This window comes from Nonomuraea sp. NPDC049695, from assembly GCF_040674955.1.
GTDB lineage: Bacteria > Actinomycetota > Actinomycetes > Streptosporangiales > Streptosporangiaceae > Nonomuraea > Nonomuraea helvata.
The window spans coordinates 137,491-161,972 of sequence record NZ_JBFANV010000004.1; the positions used below are offsets into that span (position 1 = coordinate 137,491).

General features: G+C 68.0%; 24 protein-coding genes. 11 read left to right on the forward strand and 13 right to left on the reverse strand.

Features of this window, described 5'->3' with window-relative positions; all coding sequences use genetic code 11:
• Positions 1-138: 138 nt before the first annotated feature.
• Positions 139-504: a DoxX family protein gene (locus AB0J64_RS05465; protein ID WP_364021055.1), complete on the reverse strand. Its 366-nt coding sequence runs from the start codon at positions 502-504 to the stop codon at positions 139-141.
• Positions 505-611: 107 nt separating this feature from the next.
• On the opposite strand from AB0J64_RS05465, the gene AB0J64_RS05470 reads away from it, so the two are divergent.
• Positions 612-992, forward strand: coding sequence for a helix-turn-helix domain-containing protein (locus AB0J64_RS05470; protein ID WP_364021057.1), 381 nt, complete (start codon positions 612-614; stop codon positions 990-992).
• A 345-nt stretch (positions 993-1,337) separates the two neighbouring features.
• On the opposite strand, the gene AB0J64_RS05475 is transcribed toward AB0J64_RS05470, so the two are convergent.
• On the reverse strand, positions 1,338-1,697 hold the full coding sequence (locus tag AB0J64_RS05475; protein ID WP_364021060.1) for a hypothetical protein: 360 nt from the start codon (positions 1,695-1,697) through the stop codon (positions 1,338-1,340).
• A gap of 624 nt (positions 1,698-2,321) precedes the next feature.
• Here AB0J64_RS05475 and AB0J64_RS05480 point away from each other — a divergent pair.
• On the forward strand, positions 2,322-2,654 hold the full coding sequence (locus tag AB0J64_RS05480) for a DUF6247 family protein (protein ID WP_364021063.1): 333 nt from the start codon (positions 2,322-2,324) through the stop codon (positions 2,652-2,654).
• A gap of 534 nt (positions 2,655-3,188) precedes the next feature.
• On the opposite strand, the gene AB0J64_RS05485 is transcribed toward AB0J64_RS05480, so the two are convergent.
• From AB0J64_RS05485 to AB0J64_RS05495, 3 genes are all read right to left on the reverse strand, one after another.
• Positions 3,189-3,887 carry a hypothetical protein gene (locus tag AB0J64_RS05485; protein WP_364021065.1) on the reverse strand — a complete coding sequence of 233 codons (699 nt, stop codon included), beginning with the start codon at positions 3,885-3,887 and terminating at the stop codon, positions 3,189-3,191.
• Between the two features lie 547 nt (positions 3,888-4,434).
• Positions 4,435-4,725: a DUF397 domain-containing protein gene (locus AB0J64_RS05490; RefSeq protein WP_364021068.1), complete on the reverse strand. Its 291-nt coding sequence runs from the start codon at positions 4,723-4,725 to the stop codon at positions 4,435-4,437.
• Entirely contained in the window at positions 4,722-5,609 is an 888-nt protein-coding gene (locus AB0J64_RS05495; RefSeq protein WP_364021071.1) for a helix-turn-helix transcriptional regulator, read from the reverse strand. The genes AB0J64_RS05490 and AB0J64_RS05495 overlap by 4 nt, the downstream gene beginning before the upstream one ends.
• A gap of 427 nt (positions 5,610-6,036) precedes the next feature.
• Here AB0J64_RS05495 and AB0J64_RS05500 point away from each other — a divergent pair, with 427 nt between their 5' ends.
• The 3 genes from AB0J64_RS05500 (at position 6,037) to AB0J64_RS05510 (ending at position 8,669) form a co-directional block, all read left to right on the forward strand.
• Complete coding sequence (locus AB0J64_RS05500) at positions 6,037-6,624, forward strand: Uma2 family endonuclease (protein ID WP_364021074.1); 588 nt, start codon at positions 6,037-6,039, stop codon at positions 6,622-6,624.
• Positions 6,625-6,904: 280 nt separating this feature from the next.
• On the forward strand, positions 6,905-7,450 hold the full coding sequence (locus tag AB0J64_RS05505) for a flavoprotein (protein WP_364021077.1): 546 nt from the start codon (positions 6,905-6,907) through the stop codon (positions 7,448-7,450).
• Positions 7,451-7,454: 4 nt separating this feature from the next.
• Entirely contained in the window at positions 7,455-8,669 is a 1,215-nt protein-coding gene (locus tag AB0J64_RS05510) for a helix-turn-helix transcriptional regulator (RefSeq protein ID WP_364021080.1), read from the forward strand.
• A gap of 1,147 nt (positions 8,670-9,816) precedes the next feature.
• On the opposite strand, the gene AB0J64_RS05515 is transcribed toward AB0J64_RS05510, so the two are convergent.
• From AB0J64_RS05515 to AB0J64_RS05540, 6 genes are read right to left on the reverse strand one after another with little or no spacing between them, the layout of a single operon-like run.
• A complete protein-coding gene (locus AB0J64_RS05515; RefSeq protein WP_364021083.1) occupies positions 9,817-11,016 on the reverse strand; it encodes a lipid-transfer protein in 1,200 nt (399 codons plus the stop codon).
• Complete coding sequence (locus AB0J64_RS05520; RefSeq protein WP_364021086.1) at positions 11,013-11,405, reverse strand: MaoC family dehydratase; 393 nt, start codon at positions 11,403-11,405, stop codon at positions 11,013-11,015. The genes AB0J64_RS05515 and AB0J64_RS05520 overlap by 4 nt, the downstream gene beginning before the upstream one ends.
• Positions 11,405-12,316 carry a bifunctional MaoC family dehydratase N-terminal/OB-fold nucleic acid binding domain-containing protein gene (locus AB0J64_RS05525; RefSeq protein ID WP_364021089.1) on the reverse strand — a complete coding sequence of 304 codons (912 nt, stop codon included), beginning with the start codon at positions 12,314-12,316 and terminating at the stop codon, positions 11,405-11,407. The genes AB0J64_RS05520 and AB0J64_RS05525 overlap by 1 nt, the downstream gene beginning before the upstream one ends.
• An 8-nt stretch (positions 12,317-12,324) precedes the next feature.
• Positions 12,325-13,479, reverse strand: a complete 1,155-nt coding sequence (locus AB0J64_RS05530; RefSeq protein WP_364021092.1) for an acyl-CoA dehydrogenase family protein — start codon at positions 13,477-13,479, stop codon at positions 12,325-12,327.
• Positions 13,479-14,450 carry an acyl-CoA dehydrogenase family protein gene (locus tag AB0J64_RS05535; RefSeq protein ID WP_364021094.1) on the reverse strand — a complete coding sequence of 324 codons (972 nt, stop codon included), beginning with the start codon at positions 14,448-14,450 and terminating at the stop codon, positions 13,479-13,481. The genes AB0J64_RS05530 and AB0J64_RS05535 overlap by 1 nt, the downstream gene beginning before the upstream one ends.
• Positions 14,451-16,046: an AMP-binding protein gene (locus AB0J64_RS05540; RefSeq protein ID WP_364021097.1), complete on the reverse strand. Its 1,596-nt coding sequence runs from the start codon at positions 16,044-16,046 to the stop codon at positions 14,451-14,453.
• A 243-nt stretch (positions 16,047-16,289) separates the two neighbouring features.
• On the opposite strand from AB0J64_RS05540, the gene AB0J64_RS05545 reads away from it, so the two are divergent.
• Positions 16,290-16,886 carry a TetR family transcriptional regulator gene (locus tag AB0J64_RS05545; protein ID WP_364021403.1) on the forward strand — a complete coding sequence of 199 codons (597 nt, stop codon included), beginning with the start codon at positions 16,290-16,292 and terminating at the stop codon, positions 16,884-16,886.
• 152 nt (positions 16,887-17,038) lie between these two features.
• Here the strand turns inward: AB0J64_RS05545 and AB0J64_RS05550 are convergent, their stop codons facing one another.
• Complete coding sequence (locus tag AB0J64_RS05550) at positions 17,039-18,001, reverse strand: helix-turn-helix domain-containing protein (RefSeq protein ID WP_364021100.1); 963 nt, start codon at positions 17,999-18,001, stop codon at positions 17,039-17,041.
• A 78-nt stretch (positions 18,002-18,079) separates the two neighbouring features.
• Between AB0J64_RS05550 and AB0J64_RS05555 the strand changes: the two genes are divergently transcribed.
• The gene (locus AB0J64_RS05555) at positions 18,080-19,021 is read left to right on the forward strand and encodes an NADP-dependent oxidoreductase (protein ID WP_364021406.1); all 942 of its coding nucleotides are present in this window, start codon (positions 18,080-18,082) and stop codon (positions 19,019-19,021) included.
• 10 nt (positions 19,022-19,031) lie between these two features.
• Here AB0J64_RS05555 and AB0J64_RS05560 read toward each other — a convergent pair whose 3' ends face one another.
• Entirely contained in the window at positions 19,032-20,492 is a 1,461-nt protein-coding gene (locus tag AB0J64_RS05560; RefSeq protein WP_364021103.1) for an MFS transporter, read from the reverse strand.
• Positions 20,493-20,589: 97 nt separating this feature from the next.
• On the opposite strand from AB0J64_RS05560, the gene AB0J64_RS05565 reads away from it, so the two are divergent.
• From AB0J64_RS05565 to AB0J64_RS05580, 4 genes are read left to right on the forward strand one after another with little or no spacing between them, the layout of a single operon-like run.
• Positions 20,590-21,579, forward strand: coding sequence for a sigma-70 family RNA polymerase sigma factor (locus AB0J64_RS05565; protein ID WP_364021106.1), 990 nt, complete (start codon positions 20,590-20,592; stop codon positions 21,577-21,579).
• 43 nt (positions 21,580-21,622) lie between these two features.
• Entirely contained in the window at positions 21,623-22,738 is a 1,116-nt protein-coding gene (locus tag AB0J64_RS05570; RefSeq protein ID WP_364021109.1) for a steroid 3-ketoacyl-CoA thiolase, read from the forward strand.
• 18 nt (positions 22,739-22,756) lie between these two features.
• Positions 22,757-23,776 (forward strand): MBL fold metallo-hydrolase, encoded by a 1,020-nt coding sequence (locus tag AB0J64_RS05575; protein WP_364021112.1) that lies wholly within the window; start codon positions 22,757-22,759, stop codon positions 23,774-23,776.
• Between the two features lie 25 nt (positions 23,777-23,801).
• Positions 23,802-24,482 (forward strand): FadR/GntR family transcriptional regulator, encoded by a 681-nt coding sequence (locus AB0J64_RS05580; protein WP_364021115.1) that lies wholly within the window; start codon positions 23,802-23,804, stop codon positions 24,480-24,482.

Below are 24,482 nucleotides of genomic sequence, written 5' to 3' on the forward strand. Positions count from 1 at the left end.
TCGTCCCCCGTACGGGCGGTCAGGTCGTCGGCCACCCTCGCGATGCGCCGCCGATCTGCGCTCCCTCCTGGACAAGGGCGTCACCCATCTCATCCTCCGGCCGTCCGCCCCTGGTGGCGGGGAGGCGGGCGGGCCGGGTCAGAGCCAGGTGGTGCCCAGCCAGGCGGTCGCGGCCGCGGCGGCCAGGAGAGCGATGTTGAGCCCGATCAGCCGGGCCTCGCCGCGGGAGAGGTGGAGCGCGATACCGCCGACCTGGATCAGGACGAGCCCGATCGCCGCGGCGATGGCGAGCCATGGCGCGATTCCGCTGAGCGGCGGCAGGATGAGGCCGGCGGCACCGAGGAGTTCCAGCACGCCGATGAGCCGGACGAGCGGCATGGGAACGCGGTCGACCCAGCCCATCATGGGCTGGAGCTGTTCCTGACTCTGTACGGCCTTCTTGCCTCCGGCGTAGAGGTAGAACACCGCCAGAAGGGCGGCAATGATCCAGTAAGCGAGGTTCATATGGGCTCCGCGGCAAATGGTTACCGTTCGTAAGTTGCCCCATGATGCGTCACTATTGAGAGCCTTACAAAAGGCATATGCGTGTTCGTTAGGCACAAGGGGCTGTCATGTCGCAGTACGAGCACACCTGCATGATCCGCGGAGACGGCGGCCGGACGATCCGCACGATCCTCGACCGGATCTGCGACAAGTGGACCCTGCTGGTCGTGGCGACCCTTGACCAGCAGCGGCTGCGCTTCACCGATCTGCACCGGCAGATCCCCGGGATCTCCCAGCGGATGCTGACACTGACGCTCCGGAACCTGGAGCGCGACGGCCTGGTCTCCCGGACGGCGTACGCGGAGGTTCCGCCGAGGGTCGAGTACGCGCTGACCCCCACTGGACGGAGTCTCATTCCGCCCGCGCTGGCCCTTGCCGGCTGGGCCATCGAGCACATCGCCGACATCGAGGCCAGCAGGGCCGCCTACGAGACCCGGACCGCATCCTGAGCAACCCGCCCTCCCCAACCAGCCGAAGCGGTCCGGCATTTCCTGTAACGCCGCAGCTCAACAACCCATCAGAGCAACGATCGGGAAATCGTCAGTCCCTCCTGCGAAGCTCGCTCCGATCTTGATCCTTCAAAATTTCAGCGCGTTCGTGACGTCCTTGGAGACGAGCTGCGGTGAGGAGCAGCCATGCCGCTGAGCGATCACAGCGTTACTGAGCCCGGCGATACGCATCTGAAGCGCCTGGTAGCGGAGCAGCAATTCACCTCGACCGCGAACCGGGCACTCTCCGGCAACGGGCGCGCCACACGTCCTCGACCAGCGGCGCAAGCAGCAAGTGGGAGCCGCCTACCGCAATGTCTCTTCCAGAAGGCGAATGAGAGGGATCCAGACAACGGTGATGATCAGAACTAGTAGGCAAATCCCGACCAGGGAGAACGTCCACACATTGAACCAGCGGAAGCCAAGGGCCAACAGAGCCAAAACCTCACCGATAAGGAAAACCGCCGCAGCCCCCAAGGCAATCTTCAAGCCTGTCACCAGATCTGCATCCGTCCACTGCGGCTCGGAACCGCCGCCAACCTCCTCGCCGAAGTGCTTCGTCGCTTCCTTGGCAATCCTGAAGATCGCCCCGAATTCGATCACCAGCGCGATCATCAACGTCGGTAGAACCTGTGCCGCAGTGGCGTAGAACGTCTCGGATCCCATGCCAAGTATTCGCGACCGTGCCACCCTATGTTCCACCGCGCGACCAAGAACGCCTGCTCGGCACAATGAGCCACAGACCACTACCTGGCTCCACCAGGACGGGATTCAGCTACGGTCGTTGGACCCGAGCAGGGGCTGTGGGAAGACGGGCACTGCGCACGGTGCGACATCAAGGTCACCTCGAACGCCAAACGGGCTTACTGCCCGGCGTGCAACACGCCCTGCACGCTGACCTGAACGGGCCGAGGAGCTACGTCAGGCAACCGTTCTCATCCCTCAGGCGGCTTGATACGCGGTGGTCCTGAAGAACGGCGATGGCCTTGCAGAGGCGGCCAGCCTTGCTCGTGCCCTCGGCACCTTGATGCGCCTTGTCGGCGCCGATGGCAGCGGGCCAAGCTGCGCAGCGCCGCCTTGATCGAGACGATGACCGCGTCCGCCCCGCCACCCAGGCGCAGCCGCAGGCAGGCGGCCATGGTGCTGCCCCGCGGCCGCGACCCGCCCGGCTCAGCTGCTCCCGCAGGTCCGCCGGGGCGGTCACCGGCATGGCTTTAAGCTGGGGCCGGGCAACTCCTGCCCTTCATCACCCTCCCTCTGCAGTCTCTAGGGACAGGGAAGGGAACTGGCATGACCCCACAACCGCAGAACTTCATCTCCGTCGGCGCGCCTCTGCCTGAGAAGAACCTACGGGCCATCCGTGCCGCGCTGGTCGTCCTGGAAGATCGCGAAGCTTTTGACGCCGGGCTGAAGGCTGTGCTCGATGAGGTCAGGGTGAGCCTGGATCTCGGAGCACTGAACACTTTTGTGCACCGCTGGTGGATTTCCGCATGTGACACCGCCAAAGACCCCGAGGGGCGCCGTCAGATGCACGTCCGCGCTCAGCAGGCTCTGGCCGGCGAACCTGTAGCCCAAGGAAGGCCGTGGCGGGAGACCCTTGCTGCTCGTGGGATCGATATCTAGGTGTTCAAGCTCATCATCGACCCCGTAGCCGAGGAACAGATCGCCGCACTACCCGATCACGCGTTGCGTCCGCTCGCGGAGCACTTCGCGCGCTTCTGGAGACCGCTCCTTGGAGCGGAGCTCCGTACAACTCCAAGAACCCCAGGGCGAACATGCTTACGCACGCGTTCGGAGAACGTGGTCTCGCCACCTATGTGGTCCTGGACCGGCAGCGCGAGGTCTATCTCGTCAGCATCGAATGGCCATAGGCTGCCCGATAGTCGGCGTAGCGGGCTTCGGCCAGCGGGATGGCTTCTTCATACCAGCGGGACCAAAGCCGATATGACCTCTAACTCATATGGGTGTGGCTCTCTTGTAGGGACCGGTTGAGCTGGGTGTTCGTGCCTGGACTGTTTGATCGCGGGGCTGGCTTCTACCGTGGGTGCAGGCGTGCGAGGCGGTGGTGGCGTTGGGGTCGTTGCAGGAGGAGTTGGCGCGGCGGCTGATCGAGTGAGGAATATGGACTCACCACTTGATCGCCCAGGTCAGTGAGATCTAGCTACACCTGTCTCGAAGACGTGCGGGGAAGCGTTCTGTGAGCGGCTTGTAGTCGTGCTCGGGGAACAGGACCGGCAATGCGTCGAGCATGTTCTCAATTCGATCGCGCACGCGCTCGAACTCTTGATTACCCAGCGGCGCCCGGGTGAACAAGAACTGCCAGGAGAAGGCGCCCTTGGTCAGCTGAAGCATCTCCAGGTACTCACGGTAACCAACATCCATCTTCCAGGCGCCATAGTAAGGCTCGGCCACCCACCAGATTTCGGGTTCGCCCATACCTGGAAGCAGCCGCAGTGCGGCATAGTGACCCGTACCCGTCATGGGGTGGCAATCGATAACGCGCAGCTGCGACGACCGGAAAAGCTCCTTGCCCGTCCACGACTCAATCCACTCCTCCCCCCGCCCTGGGCTGCCCGCCCGCGCGAGGTGGGTGAGGTAGAACTCACCGTTGACATACGGCCCTTCACCCATCCACTGGCGCCACAGCTCCCGAAAGCGCAAAGCACACTGCTCCAGCGCGGCAGGCGCCTTGACCTCCTGCTCGCCCACGAGAGCCGCCCACGAGTCGGCGACATCGGTGAAATCCGTGTCGAGCTCACCCTGCGAGGCGTGAAGGATCTTGATCCGGGGATGGTTGTCCAGGTTGCTGCAGACCTTGTGCCAGCCGGCCTCATATGCCGTCAGTTCCGTCACCACGCACCGTCCAAGCTCCCTGATCATCCAGCCGCCCGACAGGGTACAAGGCGGCAAACACCACTGCGACCTGATCCACAACCTTCCCGCTAGCCGGTCCCTGCAAGAGAGCCGCACCCAACTCATATCGGCGGGTTGATGCGTGCTGTCGTCAACAACGACGACCCTCAGGCCCGTGACTTTGGGGCGTTGGCTGCCCTGGCGACACGATATTCCCGATTCCCGTGGTGGGGAGAGGCACGGCAGGCCGACCGTACAGTCAGGACTGGATCTTGGCCTGGCCCCGATCTCTTTCCTGATCCCGCAGCACACCCCGGGTCATGAGTACCGCGACCGCGGCGGGCATGACCAGCCAGCCAAGTCAGCGCTGGGGCCGTCATCCAGGGCTTGGTCAGCGCTCTCGGGTCTTCGCGGCGCGCACGACGTGGACGAAGCCGGTGATAGCGCAACGCGCGTGAGAGGTCGAGCACCGATGAGAGGCGACGTTCCGCCGGAATTGGATATATGCCGATCAGATTCAAGTTGCCGGTCGTACGGGCAATAAAAGGGCTTATCCAAGATCCTCGAACTCACCCGCCATAATGCCATGACGGAAGGCCGCAAACTCGCTACGAGTGAAGTACAACATGGGGCCGTCCGGGTTCTTGGAGTCGCGTATCACGATCAGAGGCCCGAGGCCAGCCTTGTGTTCGGCGCCAATCGTGCGATATTCGACATCATCATGACTTTCGCCCACTAGCGCTACTTCGACACAATTTCCACCCGTCCCGTTGGAAAAGCTTGACTTACGCCAGGTTATATGCCCCTGCTGCGCGAGATCTTCATCTTTTCCGTGGTTCACCGCATTCCTCCTGCCGCCTGCTCGATCAAGCGCCGAGTCTGATCGGGTCCTATTGCTCGTGCGCGAAGGTGATCGAATAGCCGATTGTAGGCATCTACGTCATCTGGGGCTTCTAGGTAGATACTGCCCCTCCAATACTCAAGGTACACAAGATCCGGGTCCGACAGCTCAGGGAACTTGAGGATGCTGAACCCGCCGTTCATAGCCGGATGCGCTCCGCTGTCGAAGCCGAGTATCTGGATGTTGATGGAGTTCTGCAACGACAGTTCGTGGAGATGCTGTAGTTGACGGCGCATGACGCTCTCGCCTCCCACGCTTCGCCGAATGACCGCTTCGTTCAGCACCATCCACGTCTCGGGTCGCTGGGCAGATGCCAAACGTTCTTGCCGCTTCATACGGATGGAGATGCTGCGGGTCAGCTGCTCTTCCGAGGGCAAGGTCGGCTCGGCGCTCATGACGGCGCGCGCGTACTCCTCCGTCTGGAAGAGGCCGGGGACGTACTCGCTCTCATAGCCGGAGATGGACGATGCGTCCTCTTCGAGACCCACGTAGCTCTGGAAATATTCGGGAATGGTGTCGGACATCTTGTCCCACCAGCCGCGTTTCCGTGCATCGCGGGCCAACTGGAGAAGCACCTCCTTCGTGTGCTCCGGCACCTCGTAGATCTCCAGCATCACGGTCACGTCGGCGATGCGAGCACTGGTCTGGGCGGCTTCCATGCGTGTGATCGTCGGCGGGGAACATCCCAACCGTTCTGCGACCGCCTCTCGGGACATGCCTTTCTCCTTGCGCAAGCTGCGCAAGATGGCGGCAAGGCGCCGCTGGCGTGCTGATGGAGTACTTAACACCTTTGTGCACCGCTGGTGGATTTCCGCATGCGACACCGCAAAGGATCCCGAGGGGCGCCGTCAGATGCACGTCCGTGCGCAGCAGGCTCTGGCCGGCGAACCTGTAGCCCAAGGGAGGCCGTGGCGGCAGATCCTTGCTGCGCGTGAGATTGATACTTAGGCATTCAAGATCATCACTGATCCCGTTCGTGAAACGGAGACTGTACAACTCCAAGAACCCACGGCGGATGTGCTCACGCACGCGCTCTGAGAGCAGGACTATCTGCGATATTCCTCAGGCTGATCGTCATCCACATCGAGGAGCCACTCACTCCCGGGCGATGTCGCCGCTGTTCAGGCTCCCAGTGGTACGGTGACCGTGATCGGTGCGGTTCCAAGCTGACAGCGCGGTCGATTCCCGTACCCGCTCCATGTCTTCAAGTTAGCCGATCTTCGATGTCAGCCCTAAGTGAGGGAGACCGGCGTGGCAACCCCTTCCTGGTACGAGTCACTTCCCGAAGCCATGAGCGAAGCAGAGTATCGAACGTTGCCAGAAGACATCGCCAGGAGCATCGAGGTAGTCCACGGGCATGTGATCAAGTGCGAGTCACCCGCTCCGCAGCACAACCGCATAGCCCGTCGTCTCGCTAGCTCACTGGAAGCCGCTCGTCCAAACAGCGGGCCGTGTCTGAGTGTTGAGACCGACATCGACGTGGTGCTCTGGCGGGTTCCCAAGTTCACCTTCCGACGTCCGGACGTGGTGGTCTACAAGTGTTTGGACGACCCTGGTCAGAAGCCGGACGCGTCCCAGACGCTGGCCGTCGTCGAGGTCTCCTCACCTGGGACCGTCCGTGAAGACCTCACTGACAAACGCACGCAGTATGCCGCCGCCGGCATCCCGCTCTACCTGCTTATCCTGCTCGACGAGAAGTACGAGATCATCGAGGTGAAGGAGTTCCATCTCGATGCCGTAGCCTCCGAATACAGGCTTCATCGGGTACACCAGGCGGACCTCGAACTGGAACTCCCTATCAGGGCGACTATCCCGTTTCTCGTACTGACCGCTCCCTAAGTCGTTACCCCGTCTGCCGGTTGCGCGCTCATTCGCTCAATGACCAGTGGAGACTCATAGCCACTCGGTCAGCATGTGCTCAGGTCAGCAATTCTGATCAGAGGCGTTGGTCTCGAAGGATTTCCGCTATCGTCCCCTGCGACAATGGTCCGGCGCTATCCACGAACATCCGAGCTGATCCGGGCGATTGTCACGCAGCTCGCCACTACTACCGAGGCACTTCCCTGCTCGTCAGCGGTCGCCCTGGACGGACACCAGCTCCTCACTAGCATCTTGGGGCATGGAACCCCACGAGGGCACGCGCGGCGTTCTCTACGTGATCGCGTGCGCCGCACCTGCCGCCAGCGATGTACAGCACCTGGTGTCCCTTGCCCAGGCAGCGGGGTGGCGGGTGCACGTGGTCACCACACCGATGGGTGAACGCTTCCTCAATGTCGCAGAGCTGGAGCGCCTGACCGATGACCTGGTCCGCAGCACGTACCGCATGCCGCAGGACCCCAAGGGTCTCCCTCCCGCCGATGCCGTGATCGTCGCTCCGGCCACGTTCAACACGATCAACAAGTGGGCGAACGGTATCGCCGACACCTTCGCCGTCGGACTGCTGTGCGAGGTGATGGGGTTCGGCGTCCCGATCTTGGCCGTACCGCTGCTGAAGGACGCGCTCGCCCGGCACCTCGCGTTCCAGCGGAGCCTGGACACACTTCGGGAGATGGGCGTGCGGGTCCTGTTCGATCCCGCCGCTCCGCCGCAGTCCCGCATGCCATCCTGGGAACGCATCATGCAGGAGCTACACGCCGTTGTCGGGGGACGACTGACACAGGGGTGATGGCATGGACGCCCGCAGGGAGATCGGCCAGCGGATCGCTCGGGCACGCCGTCGACGTGGACTGTCCCAGGCGGTCCTGTCCGGTCTCGTCGGCCGTTCCGAAAGTTGGCTGAGCCAGGTGGAGCGCGGGCAACGTGTCGTGGACAACCACACCGTGATCAACGCCCTCGCTGACATCCTCGGCCTGCCCGTGGACGAACTCACCATGAAGAAGACGAACGCGATGACGCGCTACCAGGCAGCATCGGCCATCCGGCAGGCGATGATGGGCTACGACGGCCTCTCCTCCCTGATCGATCCCCAGCACGCCCATGGCACCCCCGAGAGCGTCGTGTGGCTGCGGCACGAGATCCGCCGCGTGAACCGGCTCTACCAGGCCACCCACTACGACGAGGTGGGCAGGCGGTTGCCTCGCTTGATCGTGGCCACCGAACTGGGCAGTCGCCATGCTCCCGTCGGCCAGCGCCGGGCGTACCAGACCCTTCGTTCGCTGACTTACCACTCGGCTACCACGACCCTGCGCCGTGTGGGAGAGGCGGAACTCGCCTGGGTGGCCGCCGACCGCTCGCTTGCCGCCGCGCAAGAAGCGGACGGGCCGCTCCTCGCCGCTGTAAGCGCCTACCGGCTCGGCTACGTCCTGGTACGGCTCCGTGAGACGGAACGCGCGCTGCACCTGGTTCTCCAGACGGCCGACGCGCTGCAGCGCGCCACCAGGCGCCCCACTCTGCGCACTCTGCCCATCGTCGGCGCGCTCTACCTGGTCGCTGTCACCGCCGCCGCTGCCGCGTACGACCAGGCCGCAGTGCGCACCTTCCTCGCGCAGGCCCGGCAGATCGCCGACACCCTCGGCGAAGACCGCAACGACTTCTGGACCGCCTTCGGCACCACCAACGTGACCATTCATGAGGTCTCGGCGGCCGTCGAGTTCGGCGACACCCGCCAAGCGATCGGCAGGGGCGAAGCCCTCAACCTGGCACAGCTCTCTGACGGCCTGGTCGGACGCCGCGCCCAGGTGCACCTGGACCTCGCCCGCGCCTACGCCCTGCAGCACAAGGACGCCGCGTCGGTCAACATGCTCCTCGAAGCCGAACGGCTCTCGCCCGAACTCGTCCGCTACGGCGGCCGTCCCCGAGAGCTGCTGACCCAACTGCTCAAGAGGGAGCACCGTGCCAGCACCCCGCAGCTTCGCGGACTGGCCCACCGAGCCGGCATCGTCTGACCCGCACTTTTGTGCGGCTTCTTGACCTTCACCACCATGCGGGCTTCCCCGTTGACCCGCACCTACGGTTCCTCCTGCGTGGCGTGACCTGAGGCCACGTCCCCCAACAGGAGGAACGCCACATGCGGCACGAACAGAGAAACCCGTGGAATCGGTGCGCCTGCTGCCCCGAGCCGCGTCAACCAGTTGCCCTCGACCTCATACGACCTCTGTCGGCGCTGGAAACCGCCGACGAACTCCGCAGAACCTTGGCGCGCATGGAGATCTCCGCCGACGTCCACGAAGGGCGCGGCCTCGCGCTGCTGTCGGTGTGGACCGGGCTCGTGGTGTGGACCGACGGCTTCTGGTACCGGTGGTGGACGGGGCGACGCTCCAGGACGGGCCGATGGCTGTACGCACATCATTCCGTGTTCGAGCCGGAGCGAGCTGCCCGCAGGATCGCTGCTCGGTATGCCGAACTCCGGCGAGTGCCAAGCATCGGGGCAGTAGGCGTGTCATGACGGCTGGCGAAGGTTGCCTGAGCCCGCACGTACCCATGGCCCAACGTGATCACGTCCGGCTCACGTGGCTGGAATCATGCGGTGCCTTGGATCGCGTCCGCGTCGTGGCGTGGACGTGTACATGCCGGGCCGTGTTCTACGAGCTGTGCGAGGGCGGCGGTCAGACCCATATCCGCCGCATCTTGCAGGCCGAAGCCGGGGACGTGGTTCACGAGACCCACCAGTGCTCAATCGTTGAAGCTCGAACGCTCTGGGCGGCACTGCTATCAGGCCAAGCCCGGTAGACAGGCACGAAGGCTGAAATTGCTGCGGGTATCCGTCCCATTGCTGTGCCGCACTCTTTTGGTAGCAAGGCAATGGGTGGCCTCCCAGCGAGCGCAGCGAGCGAGGTTTTCGGGTGGGCTCCAGCAGGCCAACCCGGTAACCGGGTAACGGGCGGGCGATAGCGCCGAAGGCGCGTGCGCCGTGAGGCGCCCAATAAGAGCGCCTGAGCCCCCGTGCGCGAGGCGCCCCCTGGCGAAGACCTTTGCGCGCCGACAGGCGCGGCCCGGGACGAGTGGAAGCGAGGCCTGCTCGGGGCGGGGTCCAGCAGGCCGGCCACCCAGATGGGCAACGGGTGGCCGAGTGCCGGCCCACCTACTCCGTGGTTACTCGGCTGAGAGGATGAGGCCGCTTGTCGGGACGCCTGTTCCCGCCGTGACCAGTACGTTCCGCACGTCCGTGAGCTGGTTGGCCGCTGTTCCTCTGATCTGGCGTACCGCTTCCGCGATGCCGTTCATGCCGTGAATGTAGGCCTCACCCAATTGACCCCCGTGCGGGTTGACCGGCAGGCGGCCGTCCAGTTCTATGCTTCCGGTCCTGAGGAAGGCCGGGGCCTCCCCTCGGTCGCAGAAGCCGAGCTCCTCGAGTTGGGCCAGGACGAACGGGGTGAAGTGGTCGTACAGGATGGCTGTTTGAATGTCTTTGGGCGATAAGCCGGACATGTTCCAGAGTTGCTGGCCGACCAGCGACATTTCAGGGAGGCCGGTCATGTCGTCGCGGTAATAGCTGGTCATCATCATCTGGCCGGTGCCCGAGCCCTGGGCCGCGGCCGTGATCACGGCGGGGGATCTGCGGAGGTCGCGGGCTCGTTCGGCCGACGTGACGACCAGGGCCACCGCGCCGTCGCTCTCCTGGCAGCAGTCGAGCAGGTGCAGCGGCTCCACGATCCACCTGGACGCCTGGTGCTCCTCCAGCGTGATGGGGCGCTGGTAGAACCAGGCGGCCGGGTTGGTGGCCGCGTGCCTGCGCATGGCCACCGCCACCCGGCCGAAGTCCTCCGAGGTCGCTCCGTACGCGTGCATGTAGCGGCGGGCGAACATCGCCACCCACGCCGCGGGCGTCATCAGGCCGAACGGCACGTGCCAGCTCATCTCCAAGCCCTGGGAGGTGGGCTCGCCGGTCAGGCGGCTGTTGGGCTGGCCGAAGCGGCGGCCCGAACGTTCGTTGAAGGCGCGGTAGCACACGACCGTCCGCGCCATTCCCGTCGCCACGGCCATGGCCGCGTGTGCCACGGTTCCGCACGCCGCGCCGCCGCCGTACTCGACCCGCGAGAAGAACGTCAGGTCCCCGATCCCCGTCTCCCTCGCCACGGCGATCTCCTGGTTGGAGTCCTGGGTGTAGGTCGCCATGCCGTCCACGTCGCCGGGTGACAGGCCCGCGTCGTCCAGCGCCGACAGCACGGCCTCCGCGGCGAGCCGCAGCTCGGAACGCCCCGACTGCTTGCTGAACTCGGTGGCGCCGATGCCCGCTATCGCGGCCCGCCCGCTCAGCGGCGCATCCCCGTTCGGCAACGTACGTCCGCTCAACGACGCTCGCCCTCCTCCATCAGGGTGACCGTCCCCGTGGCGTGGTCTCCCAGGCTGACCTTGCCGCGTACCTCGACCGTGAGCCGGCCGTCCTCGCGTGACACGACCGTCCCGTTGAAGCACAGGCGGTCCCCCGCGTACGCCGGTACGCCCAGCTTCACCGCGATGCACTCGATCACGGCCTCCGGACCCGCCCAGTCGGTGACGTACCGCTCGACCAGCCCCATCGTGGTCAGAATGTTGAGGAAGATGTCCTTCGAGCCCTGGGCGCGGGCCATCTCGACGTCGTGGTGGACCGGCGTGAAGTCCATGGTGGCCAGGGCCGTGGAGACGACCACGGTGGGCGTGAGGTCGATGGACAGCTCCGGCAGCGCCGCTCCGATCTCCATCACGCCTCCCCCGGCGTCCACATCGGGAGGACGAGCTGGTCGTCCATCCGCCGGTACGTCACGCGCAACGGCATGCCGACCGCCACCTCCTCGATCGGGCAGTCAACGACGTTTCCCACGATCCGTACGCCTTCCGGCAGCTCCACCACGCCCACCACGAACGGCGTCTCCCTGCCCGGCACCGGGGGATGGTGGTGGACGACATAGCTGTAGAGGGTTCCCCGCCCGCTCGCCACCAGGTGGCCACGGTTGACCGAGCGGCAGCGGGGGCAGAGCGGGCCGGGCGGGTGGCGGAGCTCGCCGCAGTCGGCGCAGGTCTGGATGCGCAGCTCGCCCTGTTTCACGCCTTCCCAGAAGAAGGCCGTGTCCTGGTTGATGGCAGGTTGGAGCGGATAAGGCGTTCGTTCCTTGTCCGGTGGGCTCTCCTTTACGCGCGGGCGAAATTTCAGGACCCGGAACAGCATCTCGGCCACCGGCTCGTCGTCCTCGCCGTACCAGGTGACCGTCCAGGTGGCGAAGAACCCCACCCCCAGAGCCGTCCGCTTGGGCCCGGCCAGGTCCGTGAACCGCGTGGCCGGGGTCAGCCGCTCCCCGATCCGCGCGTACCGGTGATAGGTCTGCTCGCAGTTCGTCGCCACCACGCCCGTGTAGCCGCTCGCGTCGAGCGCGGCCATCATGTCGTCCACCGGCGAACGGTCCTTGGCCGACCGCCGCACGCCCGGCATCGTCCACACCTGGGACATCGCGGGCGGCGCGACCCCTTTCTTCAGGTACGCGGGGTTCTCGTCCCCCATGGCGTCCAGCCAGTGCCTGATCATGGGGGCGTTCACGGGGTCGCGTGCCGGGGTCCCGCGTATCTCCCCGAGCGCCGCCTGCTTCTCCGCCAGCTCGTGCAGCTCCTGGTCGTTCATGGGAGGAGTCATCGCGGCGGCCTCGGCAGGCTCAGGCCGAGCATGGCGATCAGCTCCCGCTGCACCTCGTTCACCCCGCCGCCGAACGTCAGCACCACCGCCCCCTTCACCCCGTGGTCCACGCGTTCGAGCAGCTCGGCCGTCTCCGGGTCGGACGGGTCCCCGTACCTGGACAGGATGTCGCCGACGAGCCTGCCGACCTCCTGCATGCGTTCGGAGCCGTAGATCTTGGTGGCCGAGGCGTCGGGGGCGCCCAGCCAGCCGAGGTCCATGTTCGCGGCGACCTGCCAGTTCAGCAGTTCGTTGGTGCGGAAGGCCGCCCACACCCTGGCCAGCGCCCGCCGTACGTCCGGGTTCGTCGCCAGCCCCGTGCGGCGGGCCCAGGCGAGGAAGCGGTCGTACGTCTGGCCGAGGTTGCCGGCCGGGCCGAGGGTGACGCGTTCGTGGTTGAGCTGGTTGACGATCAGGTCCCAGCCCCGGTCCACCTCGCCGACCACCATGTTCACGGGGACGCGTACGTCGCTGTAGTAGGTGGCGTTCGTGTGGTGGCGGCCGTCCATGGTGACGATCGGCGTCCACGAGAAGCCGGGGTCGTCCGTGGAGGCGATCATCATGGTGATGCCCTTGTGCTTCTTGGCCTCGGGGTTCGTGCGGGCGGCAAGCCAGATGTACTGGGCGTAGTGCGCGCCGCTGGTGAAGACCTTCTGGCCGTTGACCACGTAGTGGTCGCCGTCGAGCGCCGCCGTCGTACGCAGGGAGGCCAGGTCGGTGCCGGCCTCGGGCTCGCTGTAGCCGATGGCGAAGTGGCACTCGCCCGCGAGGATGCGCGGCAGGAAGAGGTCCTTCTGCTCCTGCGTGCCGTACTGCATGAGCGTCGGCCCCACGGTCTGCACCGTGATGATCGGGTACGGGACACCCGCCCGGGCGATCTCGTTGGCGAAGATCTGCTGCTCGAGGGGGCCGTAGCCGCCTCCCCCGTACTCCTTGGGCCAGCCGATGCCCAGCTTGCCGTCGCGGCCGAGGCGGCGGCAGTGCTCCATGTACGCCCCGCCGAACGGGTCCTCCGCGATCTTCCTGCGGTCCTCGTCGGTGAGACAGCCCTGGAAGTACTCGCGGAGCTCGTCCCGGAGGGAGCGCTGGGCGGGGGTCAGGTCGATCAGCATCAGACGAGCGCTCCGATCAGGTCGAGCTGGGCGTCGGCGCCGCCGAGCAGGTGGGACAGGTGCTTGGCCTGGGCGAAGTAGCGGTGCAGCGGATACGTCACGTCCAGCCCCATCCCGCCGTGCAGGTGCTGGCAGGTGTAGAGCGCCTTGAACGCCTCACAGACGTGATACGCGGCCAGCGCCAGATCCTGGTCGGCCGGCAGGACCTCCCCCAGGCGCCAGGCGGCCGACCACATGGCCACGTCCAGGGCCCGGGCCGCGATGTAGACGTCGGCGATCTGCATGGTCACGGCCTGGAACTCGGCCAGCGCCCGGCCGAACTGCTTCCTCGTCCTGACGTAACCCGTGGTGAGCTCCAGGGCGCCGGCCAGCACGCCACTGGCCTGGGCGGCCACGGCCGCCATGAACAGCCGCCTCGCTCCGGCGACCGCCTCCGGGCCCGCGACCCGCTCGGCCGGGGTGCCGTCCAGCACGATCGTGGCGGCGGGCTCGCCGGTGGAGGTGTACTCGGGGGTGGTGGGTGGCGATTCGACCAGGAACAGGCCCTCGTCCGCGCTGACCAGCACCCAGGCCCCGGGGTAGGGCACCGAGACCTTGCGACCGGTCAACGCCCAGCCGCCGTCAACGGGCCGGGCGGTCGTCAGGGGCGGTTCGGCCGGCGCCCTCCCGGGCTCACGAAGCGCGACAGTGGCCCCGTCGCTCAAGCGACGCTGCTGGTCAAGGGTGCCGTAGTGGGCCAGCGTCAGGGTGCTCACCAGCGTGGGCAGCACGGGCACCGGCGCCGCGCGCGCGCCCACCTCGCGCAGCACCACGGCCATCTCGACCGGCCCGAGCCCGGCTCCGCCTGCCTCCTCCGGCACGCACACGCTCATGAGCCCGGCCTGCCGCAACCGCTCGCCGTCCTCCTTGGCCAGCACCTCGGCCGCCAGCTTCCGCAGGTCCTGCTGGGTTTCGTCCAGGTTGAAGTCCATTCAAGCCTCCAAGAGGTGTTGCCTGCCGTGCCGTACGAACTCCTCTTCGATGCCCTTGACGTCCGCGTCGGTCAGCGGCCGGAGCCCGGAACCCGTGCGCCACCAGACCGGGTCGGCGGTGCGCCAGGCCTCGCGGGCGAGGACCCGTTTGAGGACCTTGTGCGAGGGCGTCTGGGGCAGATCCCCAGAAAGGCGGATAAATCGCGGTAAAGACTTGGTACCCAGGTCGCGGCGCGAAGCCAGGAACGCCGTGAACGCGTCCGGGTCGAACCCGCCCTCCAGCACGAGCGCCGCCATGACCTGGTCGCCGGCCGCCGGATCGGGCACCGGATAGACGGCCGCCTCGACCACCCCGGCGAACTCCCTCAGCGCCGCCTCGACGGGCGCGACGGCCAGGTTCTCGCCGTCCACGCGCAGGCGCTCGGTGCCGCGCCCGGCGAAGAACACGTAGCCGTCCCCATCCGCGTACGCCAGGTCGCCCGACCAGAAAGCGCCGTCCCTGATGCGCTCGGCGTCGGCCTCGGGGTCGTTGTAGTAGCCGTCGAACAGCCCCAGCCCGGCGACGTTGACCAGCTCGCCGACGGCCTCCTCCGCGTTGAGCAGGCGGCCGTTCTCGATGCGGCCCGGCGGGCAGGGGCGCCCCGTCACAGGGTCGAGGATCCGAACGCCCTCCGGCAGCCTCCCGAGGCATCCGGGCGGACCGGACGGGTCGGGGGTGAGCGAGATGGCCGTCTCCGTGGAACCGAAGGCGTCGATCACGTGGCACCCGAACCGCTCCCCGAACCTCCTGGTCGCCACCGCGCTGCCCTCGTTCCCGAACGCGATCCGCAGCGGGTTGTCGGCGTCGTCCGCGCGTTCGGGGGTGGCCAGGACATAGGAGAGCGCTTTGCCGACATAGTGCAGGTACGTGCAGCCGTACCGCCTGATGTCCGGCAGCAGGCCTGACGCCGAGAACCGCCGCCGCAGCACCAGCGCCGCCCCCGACGCCACGGCCGGGGCGTAGGCGGCCATCAGCGCGCCGGAGTGGAACAGCGGCATCGAGCAGTGCACGACGTCGGAGGGCGTGAGCCACGACCCCAGGCTCATCCCGGGCAGGGCGAGCTTGCGCTGGGTGATCCGCACGGCGCGGGGCCGGCCCGAGGTGCCGGAGGTGAAGATCAGCATCACGAGGTCCCCTGGCGCGTCCTCCGGCGTGGCGGGCGGCTCGAGCCCGACGGCGGACAGGGGCAGCGCCTCCACCCTCAGCGCCTCGGCCACCTGCCCGGCCGTCGCCAGGTAAGGGGTGTCGGCCAGGAGCAGGTCCACATCGGTGGCGCGGGCATCGCGGATCAGCTCCTCGACCGAACGTGTCGGGTTCAGCGCGACGACCACGTGCCCGGACAGCGCCGCCCCGCCCACCAGGAACACCAGCTCAGGAACGTTCTCGCTGAGCACCCCGACATGCGACCGGGCGCCGCGCCGGGACAGCCAGGCGCCGGAGGCACGGCAGGCGGTCACGTGCTCGCGCCACGACCACGTCATGTCCTCGAACATCAGCCCAGGTCGATCGTCCTCCGCCCGTGCGAGAAGCAGGGCCGCCAGCGTGTCCGCGATCATCCAGGGCCTCCACCAAGCGCTCGGTCAGCCGAATCGCAAACTAGAACAGATTCTAATATCTGTCCAGTGCCCGTCCATGCCGATAAGTCGGGACATATGCGTGTAACGCCGAAGACATGGGGCTATACGGCCACTTTGTGACCCGCGAGTAACAAGCCGCGATATCGAGAAATCAGATAACGTGTTCTTATGCGTACCACGCCGGCGACGATCGCCGCGCCCTCCAGCGACACCGAGGGGACCATGGAGAGCCACCCCACGACGGGCGGGCACAGCGTCCGTACGCGTAGCCAGCACCAACGCCGCAAGCGCATCGTCCAGGCGGCGGCCGCGCTCGCCTCCCGGGGCGGGGTCGAGGCCATGCAGATGCGCACGGTGGCCGAGCGCGCGGGCGTCGCGCTCGGCACGCTCTACCGCTACTTCCCGTCCAAGATGGACCTGGTGGTGGCGGTGGTGGGCGAGGAGATCGACCTGCTGGAAAGCAGCATCGAGCGCAGACCGCCCGGGGCCGCCACGCCGTCGAGCCGCGCGGTGGACGTGCTGATGAGGGCCACGCGCGGGCTGATGCGCGAGCCGGAGCTGGCCGACGCGCTCATCCGCTCGCTGATCATGGCGGAGGTGCAGACGCCGTTCGGCGAGCGCATGACGGGGCTGCTGCTGCGCGTCTCGGCCGGCGGCCTGAGCCTCGAGGAAGCGACCGAGGAGCAGCTCGACCTCGCGGGCTCCCTGGCCAGCGTGTGGGTCCAGGAGCTGCTGGAGATGCTCCGCGGCCGCCGCACTTATGACCAGATCCAGCGTCGCATCGAGACCGCCGCCGCCCGACTTCTCGCCGACATTTAGAACCATCATCTTGTACGGCTGCGCACGGGCAAGCCACCCGCCGCACTCCGGCTGAGGGCCTTCCAGGGGAACGGCCTCTGACCCTTCAGTGGCGGGCCGCCGTTACGGAGCGCGCAGTGGGCCGCCTACGTGGTGTCCGGTGAGCCGGTCACCTAGTTCGTCATGTGGAACGTGCGGCGGTACGCGTGAGGCGACACCCCCACCGCCGCTTGCAGGTGTTGCCGCAGTGACGCCGCCGTCCCGAAGCCCGCGCGGTCGGCGACGCGGTCCACCGGCAGGTCGCTGCTCTCCAGCAGGTGCCTGGCCAGAGCGATGCGCTGCTGGGTCAGCCACTGCCCCGGGCTCATGCCCACCTCCTGCCGGAAGTGCCGGGTGAAGGTGCGCCTGCTCATCCCCGCATGATCGGCCAGGTCGTCCAGCCGGAGCGGGGTGCCCAGCCGTTCCATGGCCCAGGCTCTGGTGGTGGCGGTGCCGGCGCTGGACGGCTCGGGCACCGGGTGCTCGACGTACTGTGCCTGGCCGCCGTCCCGCCACGGCGGCACCACGCACACCCTGGCGACCTGGTTGGCCACCCGGCTGCCGTGATCGCGGCGGACGAGGTGGAGGCACAGGTCCACACCGGCCGACGCGCCCGCCGAGGTGAGCACGTCGCCGTCGTCCACGAAGAGCACGTCCGCGTCCACCCGCACCTTCGGGAACGCGGCGGCGAACCGCTCGGCGTGCCGCCAGTGCGTGGTGGCCGGGCGGCCGTCGAGCAGCCCGGCGGCCGCCAGCACGTACGTGCCGATGCAGATGGACACGACCCGGGCGCCGGGACGGATCCGGGCGAACGCCTCGGCCAGCCCGGCGGGCAGCGAGTCCTTGCCCGTGAGTCCGGCGAACCACTCCGCGGCGGGCACCACCACCGTGTCGGCGCTCTCGAGCACGCTCGCGTCGTGCTCCACCGCGACCGAGTAGTCGGCGGCCGTGGCGACAGGCCTGCCGTCGGGCGTGCAGGTGAACACCTCATAGAGCGGCTCGCCGCCGGTCCCCTGCGCGACGCCGAAGATCCGGGACGGAATGCTCAGCTCGAACGGGATGACCCCGTCGATGGCGAGGACGGCAACGCGATGCATGGCCCAATCTTTACACATCATGGCCTTTGGGCCACTCGCGAGTCCGGTCCCGGAGCCAGCAAGCTGGACCCCATGAAGATGAAAGCGATCAGCCAGGACACTCTGGGTGGCCCGGACGTGCTGAAGATGATTGAGGTGGACAAGCCGGTCCCCGGTCCGACCGAGGTGCTGGTGCGGGTGGAGGCGGCCGGGCTGAATCCGACCGACTGGAAGACTCGCCAGTCGGGCGGCTTCCTGGCGGACAGGCTGCCGTTCGTGCTCGGCTACGACGTCTCGGGCGTGGTCGAGGACTCCGGCGTGGGGCAGGCGCTCCACAAGCCGGGCGACGAGGTGTTCGGCATGCTGAAGTATCCGGACGCCCACGGCGCCTTCGCCGAGTACGTGACCGCGCCGTCCCGGCACTTCGTGCGCAAGCCCGCCAACATCGACCATGTCCAGGCGGCCGGGATCCCGCTCGCGGGGCTGACCGCGTACCAGGCGCTCGTGGACGTGGCCGGGCTCAAGGGCGGGCAGCGCGTGCTGATCCACGCCGCCGCGGGCGGGGTGGGACACCTGGCGGTCCAGATCGCCAAGGCGCGCGGCGCGTACGTGATCGGGACGGCCAGCGCGGCCAAGCACGAGTTCCTGCGCGGTCTGGGCGCCGACGAGCTGGTCGACTACCGGAACGAGGACTTCGCCGAGGTCGTGCGGGACGTGGACGTGGTGCTCGACACCATCGGCGGCGACTACGGGCCGCGCTCGCTGCCCACCTTGCGCCGGAACGGCGTGATCGTCTCGCTCGTGCTCAGGGAGCTCCACCCCGGCTTCCAGGAGCGGGCCACCGAGCTGGGCATCCGCTCGGAGGCCGTGCTGGTGGAGCCGGACCAGGCCGCAATGCGGGCGCTCGCGGCCCTGGTCGAGGCGGGCAGGCTGCGGGTGGAGATCGCCGCCGCCCTTCCGCTGGCGGAGGCCGCCAAGGCCCACGAGCTCGGCGAGACGAACCGCACCACCGGCAAGATCGTTCTCACTGTCGCCCACTGACCTCTGGGGGTCAGAGGCCCGCGTGCAGCGGGAGCTCGTCGTGGGCCTCCTCAGCAGGCTCAGAGCGTCCCGGCTTGAGCACCGTGAGCGCGATGACGAAGGAGACCGCGACGAGGGCCGTCCCGATCAGGAACGCGAGCTGGTACCCGCCGGTCAGCGCCTCCACCTCGGGCCGGCCCTCGGCGGCGAGCCCGGCGGTGCGGGTGGCCGACAGCGTGGCCAGCACGGCCAGCCCCATCGCCGCGCCCACCTGCGTGGTCGTGTTCACCAGGCCCGAGGCCAGCCCGGCGTCGTCCCGCGTGGCGCCCGACATGGCCAGCGCGGCCAGCGCCGGGAACGCGCCGCTGATCCCCACCCCGAGCAGCAGCGTCGCGGGCAGCACGTCCACCAGGTAGCTCCCGTCCACCGGGACCCGGGCGAACAGCGCCAGCCCGGCGGCGATCAGCACCAGCCCGCCCAGCAGGGTGTTCCTGGCGCCGAACCGGGTGACCAGCCGCTCGGAGTACCGCAGCGACAGCAGGCCCATCAGGACGCTGTGCGGCAGGAACGCCAGGCCCGTGGTGAGCGAGTCGCACCCGAGGACCCGCTGCAGGTACAGCGTCCCCAGGAAGAACATCCCGAACATGCCGGCCACGGTCAGCGCCTGGATGGCGTTCGCGCCGGAGACGTTCGCGGAGCGGAAGATCCGCAGCGGCATCAGCGGCATCAGCGGTTCGCGGGCCTTGGCCTCGCGGAGCACGAACAGCAGGAGCAGCAGGACGGCCCCGCCCCCGAGCGTCAGCGTCTGAGGCGCGCCCCAGCCCAGCTCGGCGGCGGGCTTGACGATCGTGTAGACGCCCAGCATCAGGGCGGCGGTGATCAGTACGGCGCCCAGCAGGTCGGCGCCCCGGCCGAGGCCGATGCCCCGGTCCCTGGGCAGCAGCCGCACGGCCGCCGCCCCGGTGGCCAGCCCGATGGGGAGGTTCACGAAGAAGATCCAGTGCCAGTTGATGCTCTGCGTCAGCACGCCACCGGCCAGCAGACCGATCGAGCCGCCCGCGGAGGCGACGAAGCTGTAGAAGCCGAGTGCCTTGGCGCGCTCGCGCGGCTCGGGGAACATGGTGACGATCACGCCCAGGATGACGGCCGAGGTCATCGCGCCGCCGACGCCCTGCACGAACCGCGCGGCGATCAGCACCTCCTGGCTGCCCGCCAGCCCGCACACCAGCGAGGCCAGCACGAACACCGCCAGCCCGGCCAGGAAGACGCCCCTGCGCGAGGTCAGGTCGCCCAGCCGGCCCGCAAGGAGCAGCAGGCCGCCGAAGGCGATCAGGTACGCGTTCACCACCCAGGCGAGGCTGGACTGGGTGAAGCCGAGGTCGTTCTGGATGGCGGGCAGCGCCACGTTCACCACGGTGACGTCGAGGACGATCATCAGCATGCCGGTGCAGAGGACGGCCAGCGCCACCCAGCGCGAACGTTCCTGTTTCATGGTCATTCCTTTGGCTCCGTAAAAGGTTCGCCTTTGTAGACCGGCCGGGTGGCGGAAAGTCATCGGGTCTGTCGGTGGCGCCGTCTATACAAGGGGTATGACCGACAAGCCGACGAACGAGGAGTTCCTCCAACAGGCTGACCCGATGCGGCGCGAGCTGCTGGCGCACTGCTATCGGATGATGGGCTCGGTGCACGACGCGGAAGACCTCGTCCAGGAGACGTACTTGCGCGCGTGGCGGGCCTACGACGGCTTCGAGGGGCGCTCCTCGCTGCGCACGTGGCTCTACCGCATCGCCACCAGCGCCTGCCTCACCGCGCTCGACAGTCGCAAGAGGCGGCCCCTCCCCACCGGTCTGGGCGCCCCCAGCACCGAGGCGACCGCTCCCCTGGTGCAGGACAGCGAGGTGCCGTGGCTGGAGCCCGTGCCCGACGCGCTGGCGGGCGCGGCCGGCGACGACCCCGCCTCGATCGTGACCTCGCGCGAGAGCATCAGGCTCGCTCTCATCGCCGCGCTGCAGCACCTGCCGCCCCGGCAGCGCGCGGTGCTGGTCCTGCGCGACGTGCTCAGGTGGAAGGCCGCCGAGGTGGCCGAGGCGCTGGAGACGTCCACCGCGGCCGTCAACAGCATCCTCCAGCGGGCCCGCGCCCAGCTCGACCAGGTGCAGCCGAGCCGCGACGACCCGATGGAGCCGCTGTCATCCGACCAGCGGGCCCAGCTCGAGCGTTACGTGGCGGCGTTCGAGAACTACGACTTCGAGAGCCTGGTGGAGCAGTTCACCAAGGACGCGATCTGGGAGATGCCACCTTTCGTCGGCTGGTACCAGGGCCCGGAGTCGATCCTGGAGCTCATGAAGACGCAGTGCCCCGCCAAGGGCCCAGGCGATCTCAAGCTGGTGCCGACCGCCGCCAACGGCCAGCCGGCCTTCGCCATGTATCTGCGCGAGGACGGCGTCTACCGGCAGTTCTCGCTCATGGTGGTGACGCTCTGCGGGGAGCGGATCAGCCACGGCGTCATGTTCTTCGAGAGGAAGCTGTTCGAGACGTTCGGGCTGCCGGAGGTGCTGGAGGGTTCCGCAGCAAAGTAGAACGCGTTACAGTCAGCGCCAGAGCGTCGTTCTGGAGGCGACTGTGGGCACACCTGTGATCGTCGAGGCCGTTCGCACTCCCATCGGCAAGCGGGCGGGCTGGCTGGCCGGGCTCAAGCCGCAACAGGTCCTGGCCATCGCCCTGAACGGGCTCGTCCAGCGCTCGGGCGTCGATCCGGCGGCCGTCGGCCAGGTGTTCGCCGGATGCGTGACGCAGGCGGGCGAGCAGGGCGGGCACGTCGGGCGATACTCGTGGCTCTATGCCGGGCTGCCGTACGAGGCCGGGGTGACGACCGTGGACGCGCAGTGCGGGTCGTCGCAGCAGGCGGTGCACCTCGCGGCGGCGCTGGTGAGCTCGGGCGTGATCGAGGCGGGCATCGGGTGCGGCGTCGAGGTGATGAGCCGGGCGCCGCTCGGCAGCAACGTGGCGCCCGCCAGGGCCAAGCCGGACGACTGGAGCATCGACCTGCCCGACCAGTTCACCGCCGCCGAGCGGATCGCGCGGCGGCGTGGGCTGACGCGGGAGCGGCTCGACTGGTTCGGGGCACGCTCACAGCGGCTGGCGGCCAAGGCGTGGGCCGACGGGCGGTTCGAGCGGGAGATCGTGCCCGTCGGGGACGTACGCAGGGACCAGGGATTACGCGAGACCACGGTGGAGACGCTGGCCAGGCTCAAGCCCGTCGCCGAGGGCGCGATGCACACCGCGGGCACCTCGTCGCAGATCTCCGACGGCGCCGCGGCCCTGCTGGTGATGAGCGAGGAGGCGGCCGCGAGGCAGGGGCTGCGGCCCAGGGCGCGGATCCTGGCGCAGGCGCTCGTGGGCGCGGAGCCGCACTACCACCTGGACGGGCCGGTGGAGGCGACGGCCAAGGTGCTGGCGGCGGCCGGGATGACGATCAGCGACATCGACAGGTTCGAGGTGAACGAGGCGTTCGCGTCGGTCGTACTGTCGTGGGCGAGCGTGCACGAGCCCGACTTCGACCGCGTCAACGTCAACGGGGGCGCCATCGCGCTCGGGCATCCGGTCGGCGCCACGGGCGCGCGGCTGATCACCACGGCGCTGCACGAGCTGGAGCGGTCCGACTCGGCCACCGCCCTGGTCACGATGTGCGCCGGCGGTGCGCTCGCCACTGCCACCGTCCTGGAGCGGGTCGGTTAGAACTACGAGATGGGGCCCATGAAGAGCAGACGCAGGCCGTACTCCGAGCAGCGGCCGCAGGACCTCGGCGGCGGGGTGTGGAGCGTGCCGGTGCCGATCCCGGGCAACCCGCTCGGCTACACCCTCGTCTACGCCGTCGAGTCACCCAAGGGGCCGGTGCTGGTCGACGCCGGATGGAACCATCCGGACGCCTGGGAGGCGCTCAGCGGCGGCCTCGCGACGCTCGGGCTCGACGTGGGCACGGTGAGCGGGGTGGTCGTCACCCATTTCCATCCCGACCACGCGGGGCTCGCAGGACAGGTCAAGGAGCGGTCCGGGGCGTGGATCGCCATGCACGAGAACGACGCGGCGCTGGTCAGGCTCATGCACGCGTATCCGGTCGACGAGCACGAGAGCTTCCAGTCCGACATGCTCAGGCGGGCCGGCGCCGACCCCGGCGAGGTGCGCCAGGCGGTGAGCCGGCCGATGCCGCCCGCCCTGCCCGATCGCGAGCTGCGTGACGGTGACCTGGTGGACCTGCCGGGGCGCAAGCTGCGGGCCGTGCACACGCCCGGCCACACCCCCGGGCACATCTGCCTGCATCTGGAGGATGCCGACCGGCTGTTCACCGGCGACCACGTCCTCCCCGACATCACCCCCCACGTCGGGATTTATCCGTATGACCGGGATGATGTCGATCCATTGGGTGATTTCCTGGACTCCTTGGACCGGGTCGGCGAGCTGGGCCCCCTCGACGCGCTTCCTGCGCATGAGTGGATATTTCCTGATGTGGCCGCGCGGGCCGCCGAGATCCGCCACCATCACGAGGAGAAGCTCGTCCGGCTGCGCGCCCTCCTGGCCCAGCGGCCGGAACCGCAGACCATCTGGGAGGTCGCCGCGATGATGACGTGGAACAGGCCGTGGGACGACCTGTCCCCCATGCTGAGAGGCATGGCGGCCGGAGAGGCCGCGGCGCACCTGCGCGCTCTGGAGGCAAGAGGTCAGATTCGCCGGGTCCCCGATGTCGATCCGGTCCGGTTCCAGGCTCTAGACTCCTAGACATCCGATGTCTAGGGAGCGAAGCGTGGCGGTCACCGACGCGGCCATCGACAAGATCAAAGAGATGATCGTCTCCGGCGAGCTGGCGCCAGGCGACCGGCTGCCCAAGGAGGCCGACCTCGCCGAGCGCCTCGGCCTGTCGCGCAACTCGCTGCGTGAGGCCGTGCGCGCGCTGTCCCTGATCAACGTGCTCGACGTGCGTCAGGGCGACGGCACGTACGTCACCAGCCTGGAGCCGCGCCTGCTCCTCGACACCATGTCGTTCGTGCTCGACCTGCACCGCGACGACACGGTGATCCAGTTCTTCGAGGTCAGGCGCATCCTCGAGCCGGCCGCCACGGCGATGGCGACCGAGCTCATGACCGACGAGGAGATCGCGGAGCTGCGCGTCGTCCTCGAGTCCCTGCCCGCCCAGCCCACGGTCGAGGAGCTGGTGGCCAACGACCTCCAGTTCCACCACCGGATCGCGCGGGGGTCGGGCAACAGCGTGCTCTGCTCGTTCATCGAGAGCCTGTCAGGTCCGACCACTCGGGCCCGGATCTGGCGCGGGCTCACCCAGGAGGGCGCGATGGAGAAGACGCGGGAGCAGCACACCGCGATCTACGAGGCCATCGCCGCCCGCCAGGCCGACGTCGCCCGCTCCTGGGCCACCGTCCACGTGGCGGGCGTGGAGTCGTGGCTGCGCAAGGCGCTGGAGCTGGACTGA